Below are 24,335 nucleotides of genomic sequence, written 5' to 3' on the forward strand. Positions count from 1 at the left end.
AAGGAAGATCCGCCATGGCATCCAGCTCGACCATCATCATCCGATTGGAAATCCGCAAGTCCGCCATCTCGTTCGGCGAGGTGGCGGTGACGATCGGCGCCTGCGGCGGCGACATCGTCGCCACCGACGTCATCCGCTCGTCGCCGGAGACGGCGATCCGCGACATCACCGTCCACGTGCCGGACGAGCGCCGCGAAGCGCTCGTCTCCCATCTGTCCTCGCTGCAGGGCCTCAAGGTCGTCAACGTCTCCGACCGCACGTTCCTCGTCCATCTCGGCGGCAAGATCGAGGTGACGCCCCGCATCGCGGTCAAAAACCGGGAGGAGCTGTCCCATGTGTACACGCCGGGCGTCGCCAAGGTGTGCCGGGCGATCCATGAGGACGAGTCCAAGGCGTTCTCGCTGACGATCAAGCGCAATACGGTCGCCATCGTCAGCGACGGCACCGCGGTGCTCGGCCTCGGCGACATCGGGCCGTACGGCGCGATGCCGGTCATGGAGGGCAAGGCGATGCTGTTCAAGCAGTTCGCCGGCGTGGACGGATTCCCGATCTGCCTGGCCACGACCGACACGGAGGACATCATCCGCACGATCAAGAACATCGCGCCGGGCTTCGGCGGCATCAACCTCGAGGACATCAGCTCGCCGCGCTGCTTCGAGATCGAGGAGCGGCTCAAGGAGGAGCTCGACATCCCCGTGTTCCACGACGACCAGCACGGCACCGCCGTCGTCATGCTGGCGGGCATGCTCAACGCGCTCAAGATCGTCGGCAAGCGGCGCGAGGACGTCAAGCTGGTCATCGTCGGCATCGGCGCGGCGGGCGTCGCCTGCGCCAAAATGCTGCTCGCCGCAGGCTTCCGCAACGTCGTCTGCGTCGACCGGCACGGGGCGATCCGCGCGGGCGAGGCCTACGACAATCCGATGTGGAGCTGGCTCGCCGAGCACAGCAATCCGCATGGCGAGAGCGGCGGGCTGGACGAGGCCATCGCCGGCGCCGACATCTTCCTCGGCGTATCGGGACCGGGCGTGCTGAAGGTGGAGCATCTGCAGCGGATGGCCCGCGATCCGATCGTGTTCGCGATGGCGAACCCCGAGCCGGAGATCGAGCCGGAGCTGGCGGAGCCGTACGTTCGCGTCATGGCGACCGGACGAAGCGATTATCCGAACCAGATCAACAACGTGCTCTGCTTCCCCGGCATCTTCCGCGGGGCGCTGGAGTGCCGGGCGCGCTCCATCAACGAGCCGATGAAGCTGGCCGCGGCCGAGGCGATCGCAAGCTCCGTCAGCGAGGAGGAGCTCAGCGAGTCCTACATCATCCCGAGCGTGTTCAACGAGGAAGTCGTGCAGCGCGTGCGGACGGCCGTCATCCAGGCGGCGATCGACACCGGCGTCGCCCGCCGCATTCCGCGCGACTTCCGCTGATCCGCCGTCATGGGCGTCTTTCTGCTCATCCTGCTGCAGGTCATCTTCCCCGTGTTCGCGCTGCTCGGTCTCGGCGCGCTGCTCCATCGCCGGCTGCGCTTCGATCCGCGCACGCTGTCGCGGCTGACGGGCAGCGTGCTGCTGCCGGCGCTCGTGTTCGCGAATCTGTACGAGGCGCGGTTCGAGGCCACGCTCGTGCTGCAGGTCGCGCTGTTCCTGCTGCTGCAGAACGGCCTGCTGATGCTCGCCGCGGAAGCGGCCGCGCGCTGGCTGCGGCTGGAGGCGCGCACCGCCTCGACGTTCCGCAACAGCATCGTCCTGTTCAACTCGGGCAACTTCGGCCTGCCGGTCAGCCAGCTCGTCTTCGCTGCGCAGCCGGTCGGGATGTCCATCCAGGTCATCGTGACGCTGTTCCAGACGCTCGTCACGAACACGTACGGCCTGTTCAACGCGATGCGGGTGGAAACGCCAGGCTGGCGCGCGCTGCGCGGACTGGCGCTGAACCCGATCGTGCTTGCGATGCTGGCCGGCATCGCGCTGCAGGCGACGGGGCTGCGGCTGCCGGATTTCATCTGGCGGCCGATCGACACGGTCGCGTCCGCCTTTCTGGCGGTGGCGCTGTTCACGCTCGGCGCCCAGATCGCCGGGCTGCGGCTGCGGCGCCCGTCGCTGCCGCTGCTGCTGACGGCAACCGGCCGGCTGCTGATCTCTCCGGCGCTGGCGCTGACGCTCATCCTCGCGCTCGGCCTGGACGGCGTGACCGCGCAGGCGCTGCTCATCGCCGGCTCGTTCCCTTGCTCGCGCAACATGGCGCAGTTCGCCATGGAGCACGGCAACGATCCCGACTACGCCGCCGAGGCGGTGCTGCTGACGACGCTGCTCAGCTCGCTGACCGTGGCGGCGACCGTGTTCGCCGCTCAGCAGCTGTTTGGATGAGGCGGGCGGCATAAAACGTTCTCGTTACTCGGCCCGAGAGGCCATCAGGAGGAATGAAGCATGAGCGGAATCGGAACGAAGGAAATTATCGACATCAACCGTACGGCGTCGGGCTTCGAGTCCAGCATCGTGCTGCATGCGGGCGGCCGCTGCATCGACGTCAAAAGCATCCTCGGCCTCACCGTCACGCTGGTGCGGGACGAATGCTACACGCTCGAGATCCACGGCCCGGACGAGGTCGACGCGGCGGTCGCGCTGCTCGACGCCTTCGCCGCCGCGGGGCTCCGCGTGCGGATGAAGTAGCGGCCGGAGGCGGATTCGCCAGGGCGTGTTTGCATACCCCGAAGGAAGCAGATGGGGCCGAATTTTTGATCCCTGCGTGACGAAGCAGGGGGCAAAAAGGCGGTGATAGATGCCCCTGAGCGGGTTTGCAAACACGCCCTAGGGGGGATATTGTTCCTAGGTGAATTCGAAGTCCATCAAGGAAAAAAGCGCTGCCGCTTTCTTCTTCCACACGGACTCCGTTTCGCTTCTGGCTTCTGCAGAGAGCGAAGGCCCCCGAACCGCGCTCCTTAAAGGCAAAAATGACGTTAGGACGCGCTCATGCCGACGAACCGCGCTCCCTAAAGGCAAAAATGACGTTAGGACGCGCTCATACCGACGAACCGCGCTCCCTAAAGGCAAAAATGACGTTAGGACGCGCTGATGCCGACGAACGCTCGCACACCGCCAGCTTGAATTCATTACGGCCGCATGCAATACCCGCTTTAAGAGGTTCGTTTCCATGATCCTATTTTTCCCACAGTCTCAGCAGCCTGAAAAGATATCAAAAAAGGAGCCGTCTCAGAGACGGCTCCTTTCGTTTGTCCTACTTCAAGCATCTTTTCAGCTGATCGTAAAAGTTTTCCCTAGAACCAGCCAGGATAATGACGACCAGTTCTCCTTCCTCGTTCTCTTCGACACGGTACGCGATCTCATAATTTGTTTCCTTATAAGAGACATCGTAGCCGAATAAGCCCGAAAGATCCCCGGTCTTTCGTTCCCCGATTGATGGATCATGACGAATGGCGAGAATCGCATCGAAGTACGCACGCTTCAGCGGCTTCTCGACGAGCTTTTTGAAGTAGCGTTCCGCAGGACCAAGATAGATGACGGGAAGCATCTAATCCTCCATCACATCGCCGAAGATGGCTTCCGTTCGGTCGGAGCCTTCGAAGTGGCGAGCGGCATCCTGGGATTCGGAAATCATGGTTTTGACGGCGGCTTTCAAAGCCTGCTGCTTCTCGCGGAATTTAGAGAGCAATTCGGAACCGACATAACCTTCCTGAATGAGATCGGCAAGAATCAAATCGGCATAATAGTCGTTCCCAGCCTGTTCACGCACGGGCCGAATGATGATGTGGCTGCCTTTGATGCTGAATTCGACTTCATCCTGGATGCCCGCCTGTTCGAACAACTTTTGAGGTATCGTTACTTGGCGCTTCGGCGAGACTCGCGCACGCTTCCATTCCATACCGTTCATCACCTCATTTGCAATTGCCATAGTATACCCCATTTTCCTTTTTTCTCATTTTCTTTGTTTCCATTCTTCTTTACTTTACACCTTTCGTTGCGATTGGAAAAGAGGGATTCTTGCACGTTTAAGCAAAAGCAGAGCCGCCCTCCACCCCGTCCTGCGACGTAGTGGAGGGCGGCTTCCCGCATGCCTGGCATCGAGCTTCGCCGGCCTTTTAGTTGGCTGGATCGGGCAGGCTATCGCCTGCCTGGGGCTTCCATGCCGCACGCGCCAATTCCAAGGGAGGCTCGCACGCTCCGGATGCGAAAGAGGCTACGCGCCGCTCTCGGCGCCGGCCGCGCCGGAAGCCGAGCCGGCCGCGCCCGGAGCGGAGCTGTCGCCCGGCGTCGTGCTGCCGGGACCGTCCCCCTGCGCAGGAGGCTCGCCTGGAGCACCGTCCGGCGGGGCGAAGCCTTGGCCATCGGGAGGCGTCATGCCGCCTTGACCGCGCCCTCCGCCTTGGCCGCCGAAGCCGCCGCGGCCTCCGCCCATGCCTCCGCCGCCGGTCGTGACGCCCGATTCATCGACATAGGTGACAGCCGAATCGCCGAGCTCGAAGCTTACGACCTCCATGCCGCCGCTGAGCGAGCCGCCCTCGTACAGGCCGTCCTTCGCTGCGGTGCCGGACGTCCCGCCCGTATAGAAGCTGTAGGTTCTGCCGGACTCCAGCTTCGGCGAGGCGATGACGATGTTCTGGATCGTCTTGGACGTCTCGAAGCTCACCAGCGGCGTGCCCGATTCATCCGCCAGCGTCACGAGCGTGCCGGCCGCGAGAGCCGACGGGAACGTCATCGATACGGAGCGCTGGGAAGAGGTGTCCGACGGAGCTTGCGCCATGCCGGAGCTGCCGGCGGCGATGAGCAGTCCGCCCGATTGCTCGAACGTTCCGTCGTAATCCAAGCTGCCGTTGCCGCCGTTCGTCGGGCCGTTCACGATGACGGTGCCGCCGGACATCGCGATCGAGCCGTTGGAATCGAGTCCGTCGCCTTCCGCGTCGACGACGAGATAGCCGCCGCTGATCGCGAGCCGCGCCTTGCCCGCCGCGCCGAAGCCGCCGCCCGGGCCGCCACCTTGGCCTCCTGGCTCGCCGCCCGGACCGCCTTGGCCCTGTCCGGATGCGCCATCGGCGGCGCCCTGCTCCTCAGCCGGCGCTTGACCTTGTCCCGCCGTGCCTGTCGGTGATGCGGCCGTCTCCTCCGTGCTGCCTTCCGAGGCATTGACCCCGTCGTCGCTGGCGACGACATGGATCTCGCCGCCGCTGATGGCGATGTCGGCGCTCTCCAAGCCTTCGTAGCTGGCGGCGATGTTGATCATGCCGCCGCTGATCGCGAGCGAGGCGTCGGCATGGACCGCGTCGTCGCCGGTGCGGATCGCCAGCTGGCCGCCGCTAATTGCGACCGCGCCATTGCTATGGACCGCATCGTCCTTGGCGTCGATGTCGAAGTCGCCGTCCGCGATGGAGATGCCGACGGTCGCCTTGAACGCCTTGGCGCTGCCGGATTCCGCATCGGTCTCCGTGCCCTCGTCGCCCGTTCCATTTTCCACGCCTGTGTCCGTACCTGTGCCTGCCCCGTTCCCCGTACCCTCTCCGGCTCCGCCTTGCTGGCGCTGCCCCATGCCGCCGAAGCCGAAGCCCTCCTCCTGATGGGGCTCCGCCTCGGCGCTGCCGCCTCCGCTGACGATGCGGTACGTGCCGCCGCCGACGAGCAGCGAGCTCGCCGCCTGGAAGCCGTCGCTGCCCGAGGCCACGTCATACTTGCCGCCCTCCAGCGCCACATAGCCTTTGCCTTCCTCGCCGTCGTTCGTCGACTTGAAGCCGTCGCCGCCCGCTTTCACCGTCAGGACGGCATCCTTCACCGCCAGCAGGTCGCGGCCGACGATGCCGTCGTCCTTGGCGGTCACGTCGATCGTGCCGCTGACGATCTTGAGCTCGTCCTTGCCGACGATGCCGTCGTTGAAACGGGCCGTCACGGACAGCTTGCCCGCGCCGTTGATCGTCAGGTCGTCCTTGCTGAACACCGCGCCCGACGGCTCGCCGTCCTCGTCCTGCTCGGCATAGGCCGCGCCGTCGGCCAGCCGGTTCGACGTGCCCTCCTGCAGCGTCAGCACGGTCTTGCCGGCCTGCTTGACCCAGATCGCCGGACCGCTGGAGCTCGACACTTCCGCTCCGCCCAGCACGAGACGCACGGCGCCCTCGTCCGCGCTGTCCACGACGATGCGGCCGTCCGTCAGCGAGCCGCTGACTGCATAGGTGCCGGCGGCCGAGATCGTGACGATGCCGCCGTCCACGCTTGCCCCGGCGCCGTCGACGCTGGCGCCAGCGCCGCTCAGCGTGATCGTCGTCGCTGCCGAAGCGTCCCACTCGACCGCCAGGTCATCCTCGTCATAGGACGCGATATCGCTCAGCTTGACGCTCGCCAGCTTGGCGGCAGCCGCCGCGCTTTCCGCCGAGGCGTCAGCCGCGGCCTCGCTCCCTGTGGCTGCGGCCTCCGCAGCCGTATCCGCCGCTCCGTCGCTGCAGCCGGCCGCCAGAATGGCGGACAGCAGGACGAGGCCGGCCATTTTTACCGATACATTCATCGTCATCTTCCTTTCCACACGAGGTAGGTTCAATACTCTTGCACGACGGGACTCATCGTCAGCGTAATGTCGAGATTGCCGTTGCGGACGCGGAGCGCGTCGAGAAACTCCTTCTGGTTCGTCTGCGGCCCCATCTGGACCGAGTACATCACTTCATACAAGCTGCCGAGCTCGGTCGTGCGCACCCGCTTCAGCTCGTACTCGACCTGATGCAGGCGGAACACCTCGGCGAACGCCTCCTCGTAGCCGAGGCTCTCGGGTATCGTCACCTTGAGCGTCTTCATCGCCGGGCGGCTCGCGCCGAACTTGACTGCCTTCAGCACGAGCATCAGCGCGCAGAGCACGATCGTGAACAGGACCGCATAGCCGAAAGCCCCGACGCCGCAGGCGAGGCCGGCCGCCATCGAGAACAGCACATAGGAAATGTCCTTGGCGTCGCCGGGGGCGCTGCGGAAGCGGATGATCGAGAACGCTCCGGCCAGGCTGAACGCCCGGGCGATGTTGCTGCCGATGAGCAGGATGATGATGGCGACGATCGTCGGCAGCACGATCATCGTCAGCGTGAAGCTCGGGCTGTACGCCGGCTGCGTCCTCATATAGGTCAGGCTGATGAGCAGGCCGAGCCCGATCGCGACGCCGAGCGTCAGCAGCGCATGGCCGAGCGTGAGCGCGGACTCGCCGGCAGCGGCGGTGCCGAAGATGGATTCGATCATAGCACGATTCTCTCCCTTTCGATGACGGGCGCCCCTGCGCCGCGGATGTTCTTCTTGTATTCGTTGCCGTACTTGCTGAAGCCGGTCCGGTACAGGCCGAGCTCCGAGAGCAGCCGCGACAGCCAGACCGGAACGGTCTTCTCCGCCTTCACTTCCATGAGCCATTGTCCTCGCTCCAGCAGCGGCTCGCCGTAATCGCCGGCCTCCAGCCGCAGGTCATGCCGCCGGGAGCGGATGTTCGTGTCGAACGTGATGCGCAGGTCGCGGCTTTCCTTGCTGAACAGCGCGATGCGGTCGTAGGCGAGATAGGCCATCGGCCGCAGCTCGTAGCGGCTGAGAAAGTATTCGATCTCGCTCATCACCTGCCGGTTCATGCCTTCGCGCCACTCGGGCGGCACGCCGCTCCGGGCGAAGCCGTACGCCTCGCCGAGCCGCATCGCGGTCCGGCGCTTGTTGACGAGTCCGCTCACCTTTTTCTTCAGCTCCAGATACACCTTGGCGTCCGGCCCCGGCACGCCGTAAGCGCGGATGCGCAGCTTCTCGCGGTACTTCGGCTTGGCCAGGCTCGTGCGGATGAGCGTGTGCTGCTCCGTGTCGTAATACAGGTTGCTGATGGCATAGAACTTGTCGTTCCGGTTGAACTCGTCCAGCTGCATATGCTCCATCAGGCGGTTGTACAGGTCATAGAAGGCTTTCGCATCCATCAGGTACTTGTTCTCGTACCGGTTGAACACCTCGATCGCCATGATCCCATCGCCCCTTTCGGCTGTCGTATCGGCGGGCGTCCCCGTCGTGCTGGCTTTAGCTTAGAGGGTCAACCTTTAGCGAAGCTTAAACCCCGCCGGACATGCTACACTTAGGGCGTACAGGCCGCCGGTTAAGGTTGGCTAAAGGTTCGCTTCTTAAAATAAGCGCAAGGGAACAAGAGAAACGAAGCGGGACCGGGAGCGGCCGGGTCCGCAGGCGATAGGAGGGACTGCGATGAGGATTCTGATCGTGGAGGACGAGACGAATCTCGCCGAAGCGCTCGCGCAGGTGCTGCGCAAGCATCATTATTCGGTCGATCTGGCGCATGACGGCGAGGAAGGGCTCGACCACGCGCTCAGCGGCATCTACGATCTCGTGCTGCTGGACATCATGCTGCCGGAGCGCGACGGCATCTCGGTGCTGCGGGCGCTCCGCGCCGAAGGCGTCGCGACGCCGGTCATCCTGCTGACGGCCAAGGGCGAGACGGCCGACAAGATCGCCGGCCTCGATACGGGAGCCGACGACTATATCGCCAAGCCGTTCGATACCGGCGAGCTGCTCGCGCGCATCCGCGCGGCGCTGAGGCGCAAGGGCGAGGTTTTGCCGGAGGAGGGGCTGCGCTTCGGCGACATCGAGCTGAGCCCGCAGACGCTCAAGCTGAGCTGCGGGGGCAAGGAGCTCAAGCTGATCCTGAAGGAGAGCGAGCTGCTGGAGCTGCTCATGACGCGCCGCGCGGCGGTCACGAGCAAGGAGCAGATCATCGAGAAGCTGTGGGGCTTCGACTCCGACGCAGAGCCGAACAACGTCGAGGTATACGTCAGCTTCCTGCGCAAGAAGCTGGCCTTCCTCAAGGCGAAGGCGCGCATCGCCACGATCCGCGGCGTCGGCTACGTGCTGGAGGAGGGGACATGATGTTCCAGCGGCTGCGCAACCGGTTCCTGCTGCTGAACCTGGGCCTGTTCTCGATCCTCATGCTCGCCGCCTTCGGCGCGATCTACGGCATCACCGTGCAGAACATCAACCAGGACATCCGCCTGGAGCTGCTGCGCGTGGCGGACTATTACCGCAACGATCTGGGCGGGCCAGGCGCCGGGCCGCATCAGGACGGGGGAAAAGGCGACGGCTTCCGGCCGTTCCAGCCCGGCGGACGCATGGAGCCGCCGCCGGAGCGCTCCGTCTCGTTCGCGCTGCACACCGACAGCGAGTGGAACCTGCTCTCCAAGTCGACCCGCTTCGACATGGAGGACGACTTTTACGAGCAGGCCAAGGACGAAGCGGTCGCAAGCCCGGTCGAAATCGGCCGCTTCACCCTCGACGGGACCCGCTGGGCGTACAGCGTGCAGCAGCGCCCGGACGGCGCAGGCTACTCCATCGTCTATCTCGACGTGAGCGCGCAGCAGACGATCCTGACGAATCTAATCTACACGTTCACCGCCGTCGCGCTCGTCATGTTCGCCGCCATCTTCCTCGCCAGCCGCTATTTCGCCGGGCGCTCGATCGAGCCGGTGCGGGAGGCGTTCGAGAAGCAGCGGCGCTTCATCGCCGACGCCTCGCATGAGCTCAAGACGCCGCTCGCGGTCATCAACACGAACGCGGACGTGCTGCTGGCGAGCGGCTCCGAGACGATCGACAGCCAGGCCAAGTGGCTGCAGCGCATCAAGTCGGAGACCGAGCGCATGAAGAGGCTCACGACCGACCTCCTTTACCTGACGGAAATGGAGGACGCGCGCGAGCAGCCGCTGCAGGTGCCGTTCGACCTGAGCGATACGGTGGAGAGCGTCATCCTGACGATGGAAGCCGTCGTCTACGAGCGGCGGCTGGAGCTGGACTATGACATCGAGCCGGGGCTGACCGCCGTCGGCAGCGCCGAGCAGATCCGCCAGGTCGTGCTCATCCTGCTCGACAACGCGATCAAGTACGCCGGCCCGCAAGGACGGATCGCGATCTCGCTCAAGAAGCAGCATCATCATTGCCTGCTGCAGGTGACGAACACCGGCGAGGGCATCCCCGAGGAGCATCTGGAGCGCATCTTCGACCGCTTCTACCGCGTCGATGCCTCGCGCTCCCGCAAGCAGGGCGGGTACGGCCTCGGCCTCGCCATCGCGCGCTCGATCGTCGAGCAGCACAAAGGGCGCCTGTACGCGAAAAGCGTCCCGGGCGCGGAGACGAGCTTTTATATGCAGCTGGGCGGATGACGAAAAAAGGGCCTTCTCCCACCAGGAACGGTGGAAGAAGGCCCTTCGTGCTGCAGCTTCCGGAGAGGATCAGGACTGGAAGAGAATTTCTCCCAGCAGACGCTGAAGCAGCAAGGCGCTCTCTTTGCGGCTGCTTGATGCGTTCCTTTCGAAATGGAACGGGTCGTTCGCGGTTCCGATCAATTTCGAGCCGATCGCCTGGCGATAGGACTCTACAGCCCATGCCGAGAGGCTCGGCGTGGCGATCATGTCTACGGAGATGGACTTGTAGCCGCTGAACTGCATCGCTTTGACAAGCATGACCATCATTTCCTGATGCGTGATAGTCTGGTTCGGCTTGAACGCGCCGTCGCTGTATCCGTTGATGATGCCTGCCTTTGCGACCAGCTTGACGGCATCGCTGTACCAGCTTCCTGCAGCGACATCCTTGAAGGCCGCCGCCGCTTCGCCGCTCGCGGACGGCGACAAGCCCAGCGCCTTGCTCAGCATGACGGCGAATTCGGCCCGCGTCACCTTGCCGTCCGGCCGGAACGTCCCGTCCGAATAGCCGTTCAAGACGCCGCGCGCAGTCAGCGTCAGGATGCTGGAGTCGTACGCCGCATTTCCCGTCGCATCCTTGAAGGACGATGCTTTCTTGACGACCGCGAACAATCCGTCCTTCAGGCTGTACATCGTGACGTTCGCACCGCCTGAAGCGGAGTCGACTCGTACGGGAACCGGTTCGAACCGGTTCGTTTCCGGGTTGAGCCGGTAGCCTCCGATCTGAGAAGCAGGCGTGCTGCCGGAAACGAGGATGGTATGCCCCACGTACTGCCCATAGTCGTTCAAGTCCTGGACGGACCCGTCTTTCTGAACTGCCGCCAGATCGAATTTGACGACAGAGCCTAGCATCGCGCCTTTATTGGATGTGCGCAGCTCCGCGCCAAGCGAGGCATCCTGGACGAAAATGGACAGCCGCAGCGAGCTCGCTTCCGGCATGTTCGAGGCTAGGGCTGAGGCAGGAACGGTCCAGGTTCCGACCGATGTTTCCAGAATCAGGCGGCCGTTTTTCTGCGCGGCCGATTGGACCGCTCCCGATTCGATTTGGAAAACAATTTGTCCGGCTTTGCTTTCGCTCTTGGCCCGGACGTCCGATGACCCTGCGAGCTGGCCGGCCGCATAGGCCGCATTCAAGCCGATGACCGCCGTCACGACTCCATTCGCGTCGGTCTCTTCCTTGACATCGAGCTTCGCCGGCGCTGGCGTAGGACTCGGCGCCGGCGCTCCGCCGCCGCCGCCGATCATGCCGCCTCCGCCTCCTCCCCCGCCGCCGCCGGCCGGGGGCGCAGTCGGCTTGACGCCGCCGCCAGGGGTATCTATGATCATCGCCGGAATGGTCATGGCGACAGGCTCGCTTTCCAGCTTGCCTTGGCTCGTCCGCGTAATGAAGACCGTACCTCCTGGCGATCCCATGTCGCCTGTATCCAAAGAAACGGAGCTGCTGCCCGAGGAGGGCTTGCCGGAGGCAAGGAGCGCGTAATTCGAATGATAGACACGGATCATGTCGCCAGCCGCCAGATTCCTGACCTCTACCCGGTCGCTCGCGTACAGATACTTGTACAAAGAGATATCTCGCGCGTCTGGCGGCGAGCTTTCAAAACGACTCAGGACGAGGTACTGATATAAAGGCGCCTCGCCATCCGCGCCGCTCTGGACCAGAGCCAGGCCGACCGCCTTGTCCGGAATCCGCACAGGGCCGACTTTCAGGCTATAGGAGGCTTTGCCTCCCGGAACGGAAGCGATCGCCTCGCCGAGCAGATCGTCCTCTCCCATCCAGTACAGCTTGTAGGTCATGGCGGTTCTTTCCACGCCAGGCTTCCAAGTCAACGTGCCTTCCAGCTCCCCGTCCTTTGCCGGCAGCTCCGCCAGCGAGAACTCCTTGGCGAATGCCTCAGGGAAATTCCAGAACGGCAGCACGACCGGCTTGCGCGGCTTCCAGTCATAGTTGTCCGTGCGGGGCCACACGGCCAGGGAGACCGCTTGAGCAGGAGCATCATAGACGCTGGCCTTGAGGACGACTGTGCCGTCCTCCAGCTTGGCCTCCGAGTAGATTGACAGGTTGGAGGACAGACTCTTGCCGGATGCATCCCTCAGCTCCGCCACGTAGCCCCTCACCATCTCGGAATCTTCTCCAGGAGTCAGGTACAGCTTGCCCTGGAAGGAGTTCGGGCTGGAATAGCCATACTCCAGCTGCACATCGCTCGGCATGAGCATCGTCTGGACGTACTCCTCCAGCCCGTCCAGATTCGCGAACCGATACGTCCGGCTGTCCGTGGCCAGCACGATCGTTCCGTCCGCAGCGACATGAGCCTCCTTGACTTCAAACGGCAGGTCGGCGATCTTGGCGTAGGAATCCCGGCCGTAGACCGCTTTTCTTCCGATGACGAATTCCTTGCCCACGGCAAGCGGCCGTTCGGGGTAGGTTCCGAGAATCTGGGCAGGAGAGCTCTTGCTCCGCCTGACGTTGCCCAGATAGAGGCTCGTCCCATCCTGCAGGACGGGACCGTCGCCCGAGGAGAAAGCAACGGAGGTCGAGGAGAGCTCCTGCAGGGTGGCTGCATCATAGCGGCTGATCTTGCTGTAAGTAGCGACGTACAGGCTGCCGCTTGCCGCATCGTAGACCGCTTGGCCTTGGGACGGATCGTTCGGATAGGCGAAGACGGGCTGATTCGTTCCGCTGCCTGCAAGGCGCAATTCTCCATTCATTTCCTCGCCCCAGTAGAAAAGCTTGGAGCCTGCGGGAAGCAGCCGCTGCGGATTGGACGACGTCCGGACCCGCTGCACTCCGCTCCCAAGAGCAGATGCATCGAGGATGCCGATCGCGGTTTCCCCATGGAAGGCCACATAAAGCTTTCCGGCCTGCAGCTCCAGATGAGCGGGCTGGGAGCCGACGTAAGCCTTCTCCACGACCGACAGGTCGCTTTTCAAAAGCTTGACGACTTCGTTTGTGTCCTTCGACACGCCATAGAGATAAGTCTCGTCCGAGACGATGCTCGAAAGCGGGGCGTTCGGCACGGCGTGGAAGCCGGATGCCGCCTGCAGCTTGAATTCAGGCTGCATCAGCTTCTCCGGAAGCTCGTAGACTTCAATTTCCTTGGCATCCCACCGGCCTTTCTGCACGTAGATCCTGCCGTCCCCGATCTGTCCGCGCTCCGCCTCGGCGAAAACGTCTCCAGGAAATCCGGCCAGCTGCAGATAGCGATCCCGGCTGTACAGGCCTTGGTGGGTCAGGATCAGCTCTCCCTTTTGGTCCATCAGCTTGGAAATCAGATACGAGTAGCTGCCTGATCTCGGGTACATGCCTTTGATCCACGTCAAGTCGAGCGCATCCAGACGCGAGCCTGCATAGAAGACGTCATCCCCGTCAAGACCGATGTACGGAGCTGGAAACTCGAATCCATACCCTCCTCGGTAGTTGGACTCGCCCCTCTTCCTTCCGGTGTCGTACTCATAGGACAACAAGTTGGAGCCTGTACTCCCCGTCTCGCCGATGTACAGCAGACGACGGCTCTCATCCGCCTTCAGGACCGCATCGGAGTACGACTCTGCAAATCGGGTCGTAACCCCCGTGGAACGGTCCTGCTTATAGACCGTATTCCATGAGCCGCCGCTTGTATAGAATATATATTGCGAGGTTACAGCCAGCTGCAGAGGGCTGTACGTCGTTTCGATGACCGAAGCGAGCGTTTGCGTCGTCATGTCCACGACCCGAATCGATGTCGCTCCGGAGGAGGCGATATACAGCTCGTTGCCGTACCGCTCCAGATCCGACGGCATGGAGCCGACCGTCAGCTCCTTTTCCACCTGCTGCGTGGCCGTATCCACAATGGTCAAGGTGTTGGCTGACTTGGAGATCGCATACAGCTTTCCGCTCGCTTCGTCCAAGTCCCAGTCCGTCAGCTCGTTTGCCAGCGGAATCGTTCCGATCTGCTTCAATGTCACTGCCTGCGGAGCTTTCTCGGCATGCGCCGTGCCGGCTGCCCCGAGTCCTGAAACCCCTCCCGACAATAGGACTGCCGCCGCTAGGAATGCGCTTAACCCCTTCGTAACTATTCTTCTCATCGTCCTGTCCTGCCTCTCCTCTACGAATCAAGAGCCCCTCCTAATTTACGGCTTTTTTTTAAAATATTCCATTTGAACACTCCCTCACCTAAGAGGTGAAGGATTCTTGGGTAGTTGCTTCTATCGAAGCAGAGTTCACCAAGCGATCCCTGCGATTCCCGCAGTTCATATGGTAAGGCTGTTAGACAGCCATCTGTTCGATGTTGTGTGCGGCGTTCTCGTCCCGATCATGCAGCGTCTGGCAGACGGGACAGGTCCATTCCCGAACGGTCAGGTTCTTGACCTCCGGGTGAACGTGGCCGCAGACATGGCACGTCTGACTCGTTGGCGCAAAGGAGTCGGCCACCTTCAGCTGGCGACCATACCACTCCGACTTGTAGGTTATCTGTCGCCGAAACTCACTCCAGGACGCATCGGCGATCGACTTCGCCAGACGAGGGTTCCGCAGCATGTTCGCCACCCGCAAGCCTTCGATGTGGATCGTTTGGTTTTCACGAACCAGCTTCGTCGTCAGCTTGTGCAGGAAATCGTGCCGAACGTGGGCGATCTTCTCGTGGATGAGGGCGACCTGGCGCTTGGCCTTCTGCCAGTTGGCTCCATCCTTCGTGCGGCGAGCCATGCGGCGTTGCCAAGCCGCCAGCTTGCGCTCGTAGCGGCGGAACGCCCTGGGATTCTCGACACGGAGTCCGTCCGAACAGACGGCAAATGCCTTCAGTCCCAGGTCGATGCCGACGGTCTTATTCGCCTCCGGCAAAGGCTGGACGTCGACCTCGCAGACGATGGAGACAAAGAATTTGCTTGCCGCATTTAGGCGGATCGTGGCCGAGAGGATTCGGCCTTCCAGCGGTCTGGATGCCGCAAAGCGGATCCAGCCGAGCTTGGGCAGTTTGAGCTGATTGCCGTTCACCGCAATGTTGCCATTCGTCTGCCGAGTGGTATAGCTCTGCACCGGATTTTTGCGGCTCTTGTACCGTGGCTGTCGATTCTGACGGTTGAAAAAGCGGTTAAAGCTATCCGCCACATGTCGAACGGCCGATTGCAAGGCAATGCTGTCGGCCGCCTTGAGCCACTCGTGCTCGCCTTTCAAGGCAGGCAGCTGTGCGGCACAGGCGTTGTAGGACAGCCCGTTGCCGGTTTCTTCAGAACGTGCGTTCCACAGGCTCAGAAAATAATTGAAGACAAACCGGCAACAGCCGAACATCTGCCCGATGAGCTGTTGCTGCTCCACAGACGGGTAGATCCGGTACTTGTACGCCTTATGCACCAACATGCCACACCTCATGGATGTTTTTTGACATTATAGCACATACGTTCGCCCAAAACACCAAAACCGCCGATTCATCTCCTCCCTAAGAGGGAGGAGTCTTCTCGACTGTAATGATAAATGTTTCTAAAAGAATACGACCTCAGAAGCACCCGGATCAAGCCGCCGCAAGCAGAGAAGCCAGCTCCAGAACCTGACGCAAAGACGATCATCGGGCATACAGCCGGGCGAGCCCGCCATGAGCTCGCCTTTTTTCATTTCTGGTATAGTTTGGATAAAGATGTTTTGCCCCTGAAAGGCGAAGTCCCGATAAGGTTATACTGGGAAACGGAGGTTCGCATCGACTCCGGCGCATGCCGTCCTCTTCCCATTCCTAACCTTAAAGGGGCTGATTCCATGGATGCTCCATCCACGAACCTACCATCTTCGCCGAGCCTTTTCCACAACCGGTTCCTGCAGACGATCCTGCTCTCGAGCATGACGCTGCAGATCGGCATCTGGGTGCGCAACTTCGCCATCCTGCTCTATGTCGCCGAAAAGACCAACGACGATCCGATCGCCATCTCGCTCATCAGCGTAGCCGAGTTCGCCCCGATCTTCATCTTCTCGTTCATCGGAGGCACGTTCGCCGACCGCTGGCGGCCCAAGCGGACGATGGTCTGGTGCGACCTGCTCTCGGCCGTATCCGTCTTCGCCGTGCTGCTGGCCGTCCATTTCGGCAGCTGGGAGTCGATCTACCTGGTCGCGTTCATCTCCGCCATCCTGTCCCAGTTCTCCCAGCCGTCCGGCATGCGCCTGTTCAAGCAGCATGTCCCGGAAAGCCAGATGCAGCAAGGGATGGCGCTGTTCCAGTCGCTGCAGGCGACGTTCATGGTGCTCGGGCCGATGCTCGGCACGTTCGTCTACAGCCGCTTCGGCCTGGAGACGTCGATCGCCGTCATGGGCACGGCGTTCCTGCTGTCGGCGCTCGTGCTCGTGCGCCTGCCCAAGGATCTCGCGCAGCCGCGCGAGGCCGGCGCAAGCGGACAGTTCTGGGGCGAGCTCGCCGAGGGCTTCCGCTACGTCTGGCGCAGCACGGTGCTGCGGACGCTCGGCATCGCCTTCCTGCTCGCCGGCCTGGCCGTCGGCCTGGCGCAGGCGCTCAACCTGTTCATCGTGACGGAGCGGCTCGGCCAGGACAAAGAGTTCCTCCAGTACCTGCTCGTCGTCAGCGGCGTCGCGATGCTGATCGGCGGAGGCGTCGTCGCCGCGTTCGCGAAGCGCATCCCTCCGCAGCTGCTGCTGGCCACCGGCATGCTGTTCAGCGCGGTGTGCACGGTCATCGTCGGCTTCTCGACGAGCGTGCCGGTGACGCTCGTCACCCAGTTCATCAACGGCCTCGCCTTCCCGTGCATCCACATCGGCATCAGCACGATGATCCTGACCTGGTCGCAGCCGTCGATCGTCGGGCGGGTGAACGGCGTGCTCAACCCGCTGTTCATCGGCATGATGGTCGTGTCGATGTCGCTGGCCGGCGTGCTGAAGAGCGCGTTCCCGCTCGTCGCCATCTACAGCGGCTCGGGCCTGCTGTTCCTGCTCGGCGCGCTGGCGATGCTGCCGATCGCCAGGCACAAGGCTCCGGAGCAGCCGGCGCAGGTGCCGGCGCAGGCGTAGATTTTTGACGCAGGCAAAAGAAAAAAGCCGCCCCCTCGCCGGGAACGGCCGTGCTGCCCGGATCATTCGGGCAGCTTTTTTGTATTGGTGTCGCGGGCGGCGTGCGCTACACGCGGTTTTTCCGCGCGTAGGGCGCCTGGGCTCTAGCGCGGCGTGCGCTACACGCGGTTTTTCCGCGCGTAGGGCGCCTGGGCTCTAGCGCAGCGAGCGCTTCGCGCGGTTTTTCCGCGCGTAGGGCGCCTGGGCTCTAGCGCGGCGTGCGCTACACGCGGTTTTTCCGCGCGTAGGGCGCCTGGGCGCTAGCGCGGCGAGCGCTTCGCGCGGTTTTTCCGCGCGTAGGGCGCCTGGGCTCTAGCGCAGCGTGCGCTTCGCGAGGTTTTTCCGCGCGTAGGGCGCCTGGGCGCTAGCGCAGCGTGCGCTTCGCGAGGTTTTTCCGCGCGTAGGGCGCCTGGGCGCTAGCGCAGCGTGCGCTTCGCGCGGTTTTTCCGCGCGTAGGGCGCCTGGGCGCTAGCGCAGCGTGCGCTTCGCGCGGTTTTTCCGCGCGTAGGGCGCCTGGGCGCTAGCGCAGCTCCTTGCCGTCCCGATAAGCCGGGTCATGCAGCGCCTCCAGCACAGCCTGAGCCTTGACCCCGTCGGCGAAGTCGTACACGATCGCCTCTTCGCCGCGGATGCGGCGCAGCACCTGCTTCAGCATCGGCAGCGGTCCCTCGTCCTCGGCGACCTCCACCGGCTCGAGCGAGGCCTCGTCCCGTCCGGCGAGCAGCTGCCGCCAGTTCTCCAGCGCGACGACGCCGTCTCGGCCGCGAATCACCATCGACACCCGCTCCTCCGCTACGCCGCGCGTGCGCCCCGTCAGCCGGATCCGCTTGCCGTCCGCCAGCGTCAGCTCCGCCTCGGCCTGCGTCTCGCTCGCCTCCGCTCCGTCGCCGTAGTCGACCTGGCTGCGCACCCCGACGATGTCGCCGAACAGCTGCTGGATCATGTGGATCCAGTGGATGCCGACCTCGAGCAGGAAGCCTCCTTCCGCGCGCGTCGTGATCCAATCGTTCTGCTGCCAGGCGCGCGGCCACTGCGGGAACTCCAGGATGAGCTCCATGCTCTCGATCTCTCCGACGGTCCGCTCCTCCAGCAGCAGGCGGCGCATTTCCCTCACGGCCGGGTCCTGCGGGAAGGAGAAATGAACGGCATTCACGACGCCGGCCGCCTCCGCAGCCGCGCGCATCCGCTCCGCCTCCTCGAGGCTGCTCGCCAGCGGCTTTTCGGAAAAGACATGGATGCCCTTCGCCATCGCGGCCTCGGCCGTCTCCCGATGCAGGGACGGCGGGACAGCGATGTAGACGAGGTCGAGCTTCTCCCGCTCCAGCATGAGCCGCCAATCCTCGTACAGCGCGATTCCGGGCCGCTGCTCCCCGATCTCCCGCAGCGTCTGCGCGCGCGGCTCGCTCGCCGCGACCAGCTCGCATTGCTCCGCGAACCTCGGCTGCGTGCGCAGCGACATGCCCTTGCCCATATTGCCCAGGCCGATGACGGCCATCCGGATCTTGTCCATGGTTAGCTCCCCCTGATGCCTTATATTGTTCGGTCTCTCTAAGGGTTCGACCCGGCGCTTCGCGGTTCCTTCACGGCTGCGAAAAGAGGGACGGGGCATGCCATCCGCCCTCGGGCGGCCCTTTTTTCGGACCGCTTGGCGGACAGCCGAAAAAGCCGTCACTCAAGCATCGCTTGAATAACGACTCTCGGCTTCCAGGCTCGTCCTGCGGCGGAACCCCGCCTATTGCAGCTCAACCGTCTCGTTCAGCTTGCTGTCGCCCGAGCCGGCGCCGGTCAGCCGGTGCAGCATGAGCTTGGCCGCCTCGAATTTATTCGCCGTGTCCCAATACTCCGCCGCCTCGGCGTTCACCTTGACGAGCACGACGTTCGGGTCGTCGTAGGAGGCATGGAGCAGCTTTTCGTACGCCTTGTTCCAGAACGCCTTCTTCTTCTCCAGATCCTCGACGAACTCCGCCTTGCCGCGGATCGAGACGAATGACTTGCCCGCATAAGCGACGTTGACCCGCGGATCGCGCCGCAGCTCCCCGTACTTCGCCGTATCCTTCATCGTGACGAACCACAGGTCGCCGTCGAACTCGATCTCCTGGGTCTTCATCGGCCGCGAGACAAGGCCTTCCTCCGCGATCGTCGTCAGCATCGCGGTCTCGATGCCGTCGATCAGCTCCCGCACCTTCTCCACCGCTTGTTCATGGGTCGTCTGCTTTTCCGACATGATGCATCACCTCTTCCGCTTTTGTATTCCCTTTTTACACGGAATCGATAAGTTCCAATCGTTCTGCTGACGCGCAAAAAAGGCGGCCTTCCCGCGAGGAAGGCCGCCCTGCACAAATGTTACGCTCAACCGCCGGCGGCGAAGACGCCGCTTTTGTACGTGAGCGTATAGACGATGCCGCTGTCCGTCAGCAGCGTCGCAGCGACATTGTCGCGGACGATCGCCGTGCTTTTGCCGTCGGCTCCGACCTTGTACAGTCCCGGCTCATAGCCATCTGAGACGTAATAGACGCCCTTCGGTCCGACCTCGTACGAATGGGCCGGCTTGTCGCTCAACTTGATCTCGCGCCCGGCCGCCAGATCGTAGCGGTACAGATCGCCCGCCTGAGCATGCAGATCGCTCGGACGGGTCCCGACCGGCTGCGCCCGGTAGTACAGGCTACCTCCATGCAGCCGGACGTCGAAGACGGGACGGTCGACGACGATGCGGCTCGCGCCTCCGCCGAGTCCGGCCTGGCCAAGCTTGCCGGTCGCGCGGTCCACATAGTAGACGGAGGCGCCTTCCAGCCAGAAGTCGGAGGCCGATGGAGTCAGCCTCGTCTGCGCGCCGCCGTCCAGCGGGATCCGGTAGACGGCGCTCGTCGCCGTCTGGTCCGCCTCTTCATAGCCGAGCGCATAGGCGCTGCCGTCCTTGACGTACAGCTTGTCGCTGCCGACATGGCCGACGCTGCCGCCTGAGACCGTCCGATTGATGCCGTAGGTGAAGGCGCTGTCGCCGATGGACGAAAACTTGCCGGTACGGAGGTCGACCTGCTTCAGGTTGCCCGGCTGCATCGTCATGAAGTGAAAGTTAGTGTACAGCAGCCGGTCGCCGGAGCGGGCATAGGCCATCAGGCTCTTGCCGCCTCCGACCTCCTTGAGCGACCCGCCGTCCAGCCGGTACAGCGTCTCCGAGCCCATCGTAAGATCGCCGGAATGCAGGTTGACCAGCAGCTGGCCCTCCAGCTTGACCACTGCCTCCAGCCAGCCGTCGCTTGGCTTCCAGCCGCTCAGCGAGGCGGCTTTGGCCGCCTTGCCCGTCGCCGGATCGAGCGCGTGGAGCTCCGCTTTGCCGCTGATGACCGTCGGATAGTAGACCTTGCCGTCCGCCGCTTTCGCCTGGCTGAGGACCGGCTTGCCCGGCAGCTCGATCCGGACCGGCTTGCCGCCGTCTTTTTGCTTGTACAGCAGCTCGGACGTCGCCGTGGCGGTATAGAACGCACGGTAGTAGTACGAAGTGTTACCCGACCTTGCCAGCAACCCGGTCGAGCTCTCCACCTCGGCGCGCGTACGCTTGTCCGTCAGCTGCCGCTTGATCGGATCGATCAGAGAGCGCGTATCGGCAAGCTTCGGATCGATCTTGTCGTCGCCGATGAGGATGAGCCCGTCAAGCCATTGAATCTCCTTCTCCAGCGCGCTCGAGGCGCTGCGCAGCGGCAGCAGGATCGTGCCGTTCACCTTGTACGGGGCGACGTCGATCGCGACGGCTTTGCCGTTCACTTCCATCGTCCGGCTGCCCACGGCAAAGCGGATCGTCCTCTTGAGCGCGGCATTTGTCAGCACGACCTCATTCGGCCGCTTGGCGTCCCAGATCGTTTCCCAGATGCCGCCGGAGCGGTTCGCTTCTCCCGCCAAGTAGCTCAGCAGGCGGATCGGCACGAAGACGCGGCTTTCGCGCTGCACGAGCTTGTAGTCGAGGTACAGGTCCGTCTTCTGTCCGCGGATGAACACCTTCTGCTGAAAGTCGTAGGGCAGGATGACGGTCCGGTCGAACGCCTGCTTCAGCGACGTCGAGGCCGGAGCGCCGCTGTCCGCCGCATCGGCGGGAGCAAGCGCGGCGCCAGCCCACAGGGCGGCCGCGAGAACGGCGAGCGCAGTCTTTTTCATGTCGGGTCTCCTTTTTATGGGGGTCTTCACGAATAGACGGATGTCGACGGAAGAATGTTCCTGCCTCCATCCTGAGCCCGTCTCTTGCCCGCCGCTCCACGCACGCGTTCCGAGATTTCTCTTGACCTCCATCATTTACACCTGTAATCTATACCTATCGTTTACATGTGTAGATGTTCAAGGAAAAGGAGGAATTCCGAATGAACGCCCCCATCCGCATCAGCGAATCGGAGAGCGAGGTGATGAAGCTGCTGTGGGAGCAGGAGCCGCTCACGGCCAGCGAGATCATCGAACGCCTGCAGCGGCAGATGGATTGGTCGGATCAGACGATCAAGACCTTTCTCAACCGCCTGCTCAATAAAGAAGCGATCCGCTTCGAGAAGTCCGGCCGCACGTATCTCTACTATCCGCTCGTCACGCGCGACGAGTACCTGAGATCGGAGAACCGCTCGTTCCTGAACCGCGTCTATGACGGAGCGATCGGCATGATGTGCGCCAAGTTCCTGGAGGAAGAAAGGCTGTCCGATCAAGAGATCGAGCAGCTGCAGCGGCTGCTGGACAAGCAGAAGAAAGGCGGCGACGCATGAGCGCGCTCGAGGCGATCTTCCTGCTGCTGCTCCAGGCCTCCATCGGCTCGTCGGCGCTCATCGCGCTCGTGCTCCTTCTCCGCCGCTGGCGCGAGGGGCGGCTGCTGCCGCGCGTCATGCCGCTGCTCTGGCTGCTCGTGCTCGTCAAGCTGCTCGTTCCGGCGCTGCCGGAAACGCCGTTCAATCTATTCCGGGTCGTCCCGGCGCTGGTTCAGGAAGCTTCCAGCGTCGTCTCGGAAGCTCCTGCGAAGTCGGCCGCATCGGGTCCGGCCAGCCTCCCGGCAGCAGCTCAGCCGGCGGCTCCTGGCGCCGAGGCCAGCGCAATCAGCACAACGGATTCAGACAAGCCGACTGCTGCTGCAGCGCCGGATCCGGCTGCTTCCGCCCTCAGCCTCTGGCTGACGTTAGGCGCGCTCGTCTGGCTGGCAGGAATGCTCGCGCTGGGCGGCACCGGCCTCTATGCCGCGCTGCGCTTCCGCCGTATCTTGAAGCATGCCGTACCGGTTCAGGAAGCTTCCGTCCTTTTCGCCCTGGAAGCGTGTCGGCAGCGGCTCCGCATCCGGCGCCGCATCGGGCTGTACGAGCTGCCCGGGCGAGCGGGTCCTTTCGTCTATGGCTGGATGAGGCCTGCCGTCTACATGCCCGCAGGGTTCGCCGCCGAAGCCGATTCCCGGCAGCTGACGCATGTGCTGCTGCATGAGCTGATCCATGTGAAGCGGAAGGACGTGTGGGTCGGCGCGCTCTGGGCCGCTGTCGCCGCGATCTACTGGTTCAATCCGTTCGTCTGGCTGGCGCTGCGGAGCATGAAGGCCGACCGTGAGATCGCCTGCGACGCCGGCGTGCTGGACGCGCTCGGCGAACGGGAAGGCTCCTCCTACGGCATGACGCTGCTCCAGCTTGCCCGCCGCCCCGGCCCGCGCCCGGCGCCGGGACTGCCGTTCGCGCTGTTCCCGCAGAAGCGCGGAGAGCTGAAGCGGCGGATCGCCATGATCGCGCGCTTCCGCGAAGGCTCGTATCGCCTTTCGTTTCCGATCATCGTACTGGCGCTCGCCGCCAGCGCCGTGCTGCTGATGATGGCCTCCGCCCCGCTTCAAGGGCCGAAGACGCTCGAAACGGTCTCGGCGAAGGGTGACAGCCGCGGGCCTGGATCTCTCGGCATCACCCGCAACATGGATGACTTCAAATGGTTTTCCAGTCTGGATCGGCTGCGCGTCCATACGAACTTTGACTTTAAAGTGCCGGACGATCTGCCGCAGGGGTATAAAATGAGCCACTTAAACGTCGACCAGGCCGTCCGAGAAGAGGAAAAAGACCGGGTCACCGTCGGGTTCGTCTCCATGAGCCCTGCAGCGGGCTACGTTCCGAGGTTCGAGCTTAAGGCCTCGCTTAACGATCTGCGAGAGACGTATCGCGTGCAGCCAGGCGAGGAATTTTGGACGAACGCTCCGGCGATGTGGGGAAAACCGGAGCCGATTGCGTTCCGGCACGAGCCGGCCGAATTCGCGGGTATCCAAGGCACGCTCGTCACGGAGGTCCAGAACTATGCCTGGCATCTTCCCGAGCACGCCAAGACATTCATTTGGAAGGACGGAGACGTCTGGTACGCTCTCGATTATTTCAGCGAGAACCATAGCCAGAAGGAAGGAACGCCTCAGCACTGGATGAACCTCAGCGACGCGCAGCGTGATCAGGTGCTCCGCTCGTTCGTCTGGCCGGATCAAGTAAAGGCGACGGACTACAGCGGAGCAGGCGAACCATTTCCGCTTTACGATACCGAAGATCTGGACGCTGCGACAAAAATCCTCGGCTTCGAGCCAATGCTGCCGAAGACGATCATGACAGAGAAGCTGACGCTTGATAATGCGGTTATGCTCCAGCGGGGGGGACGGAATATTAGCTATCCGTCGCTAATTGTGAGCGATTCTCTGGAAAGCACCTACCGCGCGCCTTCCAATGCCCCCATAGGCGATCGGAACGATACGGTATCCTTCTATCAAGGCAGCGGCCCCCTCGTCGAGGCGGACAAGCTGATTCCCCCAAGCCGCATAAGCTTGCACGGCATGGATTTATTAGTCGTGAAAGACAGCAATTCCGCAACAAATCCATATGGATTCGATAAAGGCTACAACGATGACCGCACCCACACCTACTACATCTGGGAAAGCGGCGGCCGGCATTACGTGGCGTTTTTCCGCGGCATGGACGGGTTCCACCATGAGGTGCTGAAAGAGCTGATCGGACTGACGAAGAGGTAGGAAGGCTTCACCGGAAAGAAAAAAAGAAGCGTCCGTTCCGGCTCGCAAGAGCTTGGACGGACGCTTCTTTTGCCAATCGTCGAGACCTGGCGAAAGCTAGTAGCGCCGCCGCCTTGCCCCTAGCGGCAAAGAGCTCGCCG

At 63.0% G+C, this 24,335-nt stretch carries 18 protein-coding genes; 8 read left to right on the forward strand and 10 right to left on the reverse strand.

Going from position 1 to position 24,335, the window contains the following annotated elements:
* Positions 1-14: 14 nt before the first annotated feature.
* From GE073_RS24080 to GE073_RS24090, 3 genes are read left to right on the forward strand one after another with little or no spacing between them, the layout of a single operon-like run.
* The gene (locus GE073_RS24080) at positions 15-1,421 is read left to right on the forward strand and encodes an NAD-dependent malic enzyme (protein ID WP_153784556.1); all 1,407 of its coding nucleotides are present in this window, start codon (positions 15-17) and stop codon (positions 1,419-1,421) included.
* 9 nt (positions 1,422-1,430) lie between these two features.
* On the forward strand, positions 1,431-2,357 hold the full coding sequence (locus GE073_RS24085; protein ID WP_153784557.1) for an AEC family transporter: 927 nt from the start codon (positions 1,431-1,433) through the stop codon (positions 2,355-2,357).
* A 60-nt stretch (positions 2,358-2,417) separates the two neighbouring features.
* Positions 2,418-2,660: an HPr family phosphocarrier protein gene (locus GE073_RS24090; RefSeq protein WP_028600192.1), complete on the forward strand. Its 243-nt coding sequence runs from the start codon at positions 2,418-2,420 to the stop codon at positions 2,658-2,660.
* Positions 2,661-3,225: 565 nt separating this feature from the next.
* Here the strand turns inward: GE073_RS24090 and GE073_RS24095 are convergent.
* From GE073_RS24095 to GE073_RS24115, 5 genes are all read right to left on the reverse strand, one after another.
* The gene (locus GE073_RS24095; protein WP_101807524.1) at positions 3,226-3,519 is read right to left on the reverse strand and encodes a type II toxin-antitoxin system RelE/ParE family toxin; all 294 of its coding nucleotides are present in this window, start codon (positions 3,517-3,519) and stop codon (positions 3,226-3,228) included.
* A complete protein-coding gene (locus tag GE073_RS24100; protein WP_043111725.1) occupies positions 3,520-3,900 on the reverse strand; it encodes an AbrB/MazE/SpoVT family DNA-binding domain-containing protein in 381 nt (126 codons plus the stop codon).
* 285 nt (positions 3,901-4,185) lie between these two features.
* Entirely contained in the window at positions 4,186-6,492 is a 2,307-nt protein-coding gene (locus GE073_RS24105) for a carbohydrate-binding domain-containing protein (protein ID WP_194843479.1), read from the reverse strand.
* 29 nt (positions 6,493-6,521) lie between these two features.
* Positions 6,522-7,205, reverse strand: a complete 684-nt coding sequence (locus GE073_RS24110) for a DUF4956 domain-containing protein (RefSeq protein WP_153784559.1) — start codon at positions 7,203-7,205, stop codon at positions 6,522-6,524.
* Positions 7,202-7,951, reverse strand: coding sequence for a polyphosphate polymerase domain-containing protein (locus GE073_RS24115; RefSeq protein ID WP_028600189.1), 750 nt, complete (start codon positions 7,949-7,951; stop codon positions 7,202-7,204). Before GE073_RS24115 ends, GE073_RS24110 begins: the two co-directional genes overlap by 4 nt.
* A gap of 235 nt (positions 7,952-8,186) precedes the next feature.
* Here GE073_RS24115 and GE073_RS24120 point away from each other — a divergent pair, with 235 nt between their 5' ends.
* Together GE073_RS24120 and GE073_RS24125 are read left to right on the forward strand one after the other, a co-directional pair.
* A complete protein-coding gene (locus GE073_RS24120) occupies positions 8,187-8,864 on the forward strand; it encodes a response regulator transcription factor (RefSeq protein ID WP_153784560.1) in 678 nt (225 codons plus the stop codon).
* Positions 8,861-10,147 (forward strand): sensor histidine kinase, encoded by a 1,287-nt coding sequence (locus GE073_RS24125; RefSeq protein WP_323744210.1) that lies wholly within the window; start codon positions 8,861-8,863, stop codon positions 10,145-10,147. Before GE073_RS24120 ends, GE073_RS24125 begins: the two co-directional genes overlap by 4 nt.
* Positions 10,148-10,216: 69 nt before the next feature.
* On the opposite strand, the gene GE073_RS24130 is transcribed toward GE073_RS24125, so the two are convergent.
* The gene (locus GE073_RS24130; protein WP_194843480.1) at positions 10,217-14,122 is read right to left on the reverse strand and encodes an S-layer homology domain-containing protein; all 3,906 of its coding nucleotides are present in this window, start codon (positions 14,120-14,122) and stop codon (positions 10,217-10,219) included.
* Between the two features lie 307 nt (positions 14,123-14,429).
* The gene (gene tnpB, locus GE073_RS24135; RefSeq protein WP_153784562.1) at positions 14,430-15,518 is read right to left on the reverse strand and encodes an IS200/IS605 family element RNA-guided endonuclease TnpB; all 1,089 of its coding nucleotides are present in this window, start codon (positions 15,516-15,518) and stop codon (positions 14,430-14,432) included.
* A gap of 390 nt (positions 15,519-15,908) precedes the next feature.
* On the opposite strand from tnpB, the gene GE073_RS24140 reads away from it, so the two are divergent.
* Positions 15,909-17,165: an MFS transporter gene (locus GE073_RS24140; protein WP_153784563.1), complete on the forward strand. Its 1,257-nt coding sequence runs from the start codon at positions 15,909-15,911 to the stop codon at positions 17,163-17,165.
* A gap of 559 nt (positions 17,166-17,724) precedes the next feature.
* On the opposite strand, the gene GE073_RS24145 is transcribed toward GE073_RS24140, so the two are convergent.
* The 3 genes from GE073_RS24145 to GE073_RS24155 all read right to left on the reverse strand — a co-directional run bounded on the left by GE073_RS24145 (position 17,725) and on the right by GE073_RS24155 (position 21,353).
* On the reverse strand, positions 17,725-18,714 hold the full coding sequence (locus GE073_RS24145; RefSeq protein WP_228551767.1) for a Gfo/Idh/MocA family protein: 990 nt from the start codon (positions 18,712-18,714) through the stop codon (positions 17,725-17,727).
* A 222-nt stretch (positions 18,715-18,936) separates the two neighbouring features.
* Positions 18,937-19,428 (reverse strand): pyridoxamine 5'-phosphate oxidase family protein, encoded by a 492-nt coding sequence (locus tag GE073_RS24150; protein WP_028600183.1) that lies wholly within the window; start codon positions 19,426-19,428, stop codon positions 18,937-18,939.
* 125 nt (positions 19,429-19,553) lie between these two features.
* On the reverse strand, positions 19,554-21,353 hold the full coding sequence (locus tag GE073_RS24155; RefSeq protein ID WP_194843481.1) for a stalk domain-containing protein: 1,800 nt from the start codon (positions 21,351-21,353) through the stop codon (positions 19,554-19,556).
* Between the two features lie 200 nt (positions 21,354-21,553).
* Here GE073_RS24155 and GE073_RS24160 point away from each other — a divergent pair, with 200 nt between their 5' ends.
* A complete protein-coding gene (locus GE073_RS24160; protein WP_028600181.1) occupies positions 21,554-21,940 on the forward strand; it encodes a BlaI/MecI/CopY family transcriptional regulator in 387 nt (128 codons plus the stop codon).
* Positions 21,937-24,195: a M56 family metallopeptidase gene (locus GE073_RS24165; RefSeq protein WP_153784565.1), complete on the forward strand. Its 2,259-nt coding sequence runs from the start codon at positions 21,937-21,939 to the stop codon at positions 24,193-24,195. The genes GE073_RS24160 and GE073_RS24165 overlap by 4 nt, the downstream gene beginning before the upstream one ends.
* The last annotated feature ends 140 nt before the right edge of the window (positions 24,196-24,335 follow it).

Source organism: Paenibacillus sp. B01, from assembly GCF_009649995.1.
GTDB classification, from domain to species: Bacteria; Bacillota; Bacilli; order Paenibacillales; family Paenibacillaceae; genus Paenibacillus_O; species Paenibacillus_O pasadenensis.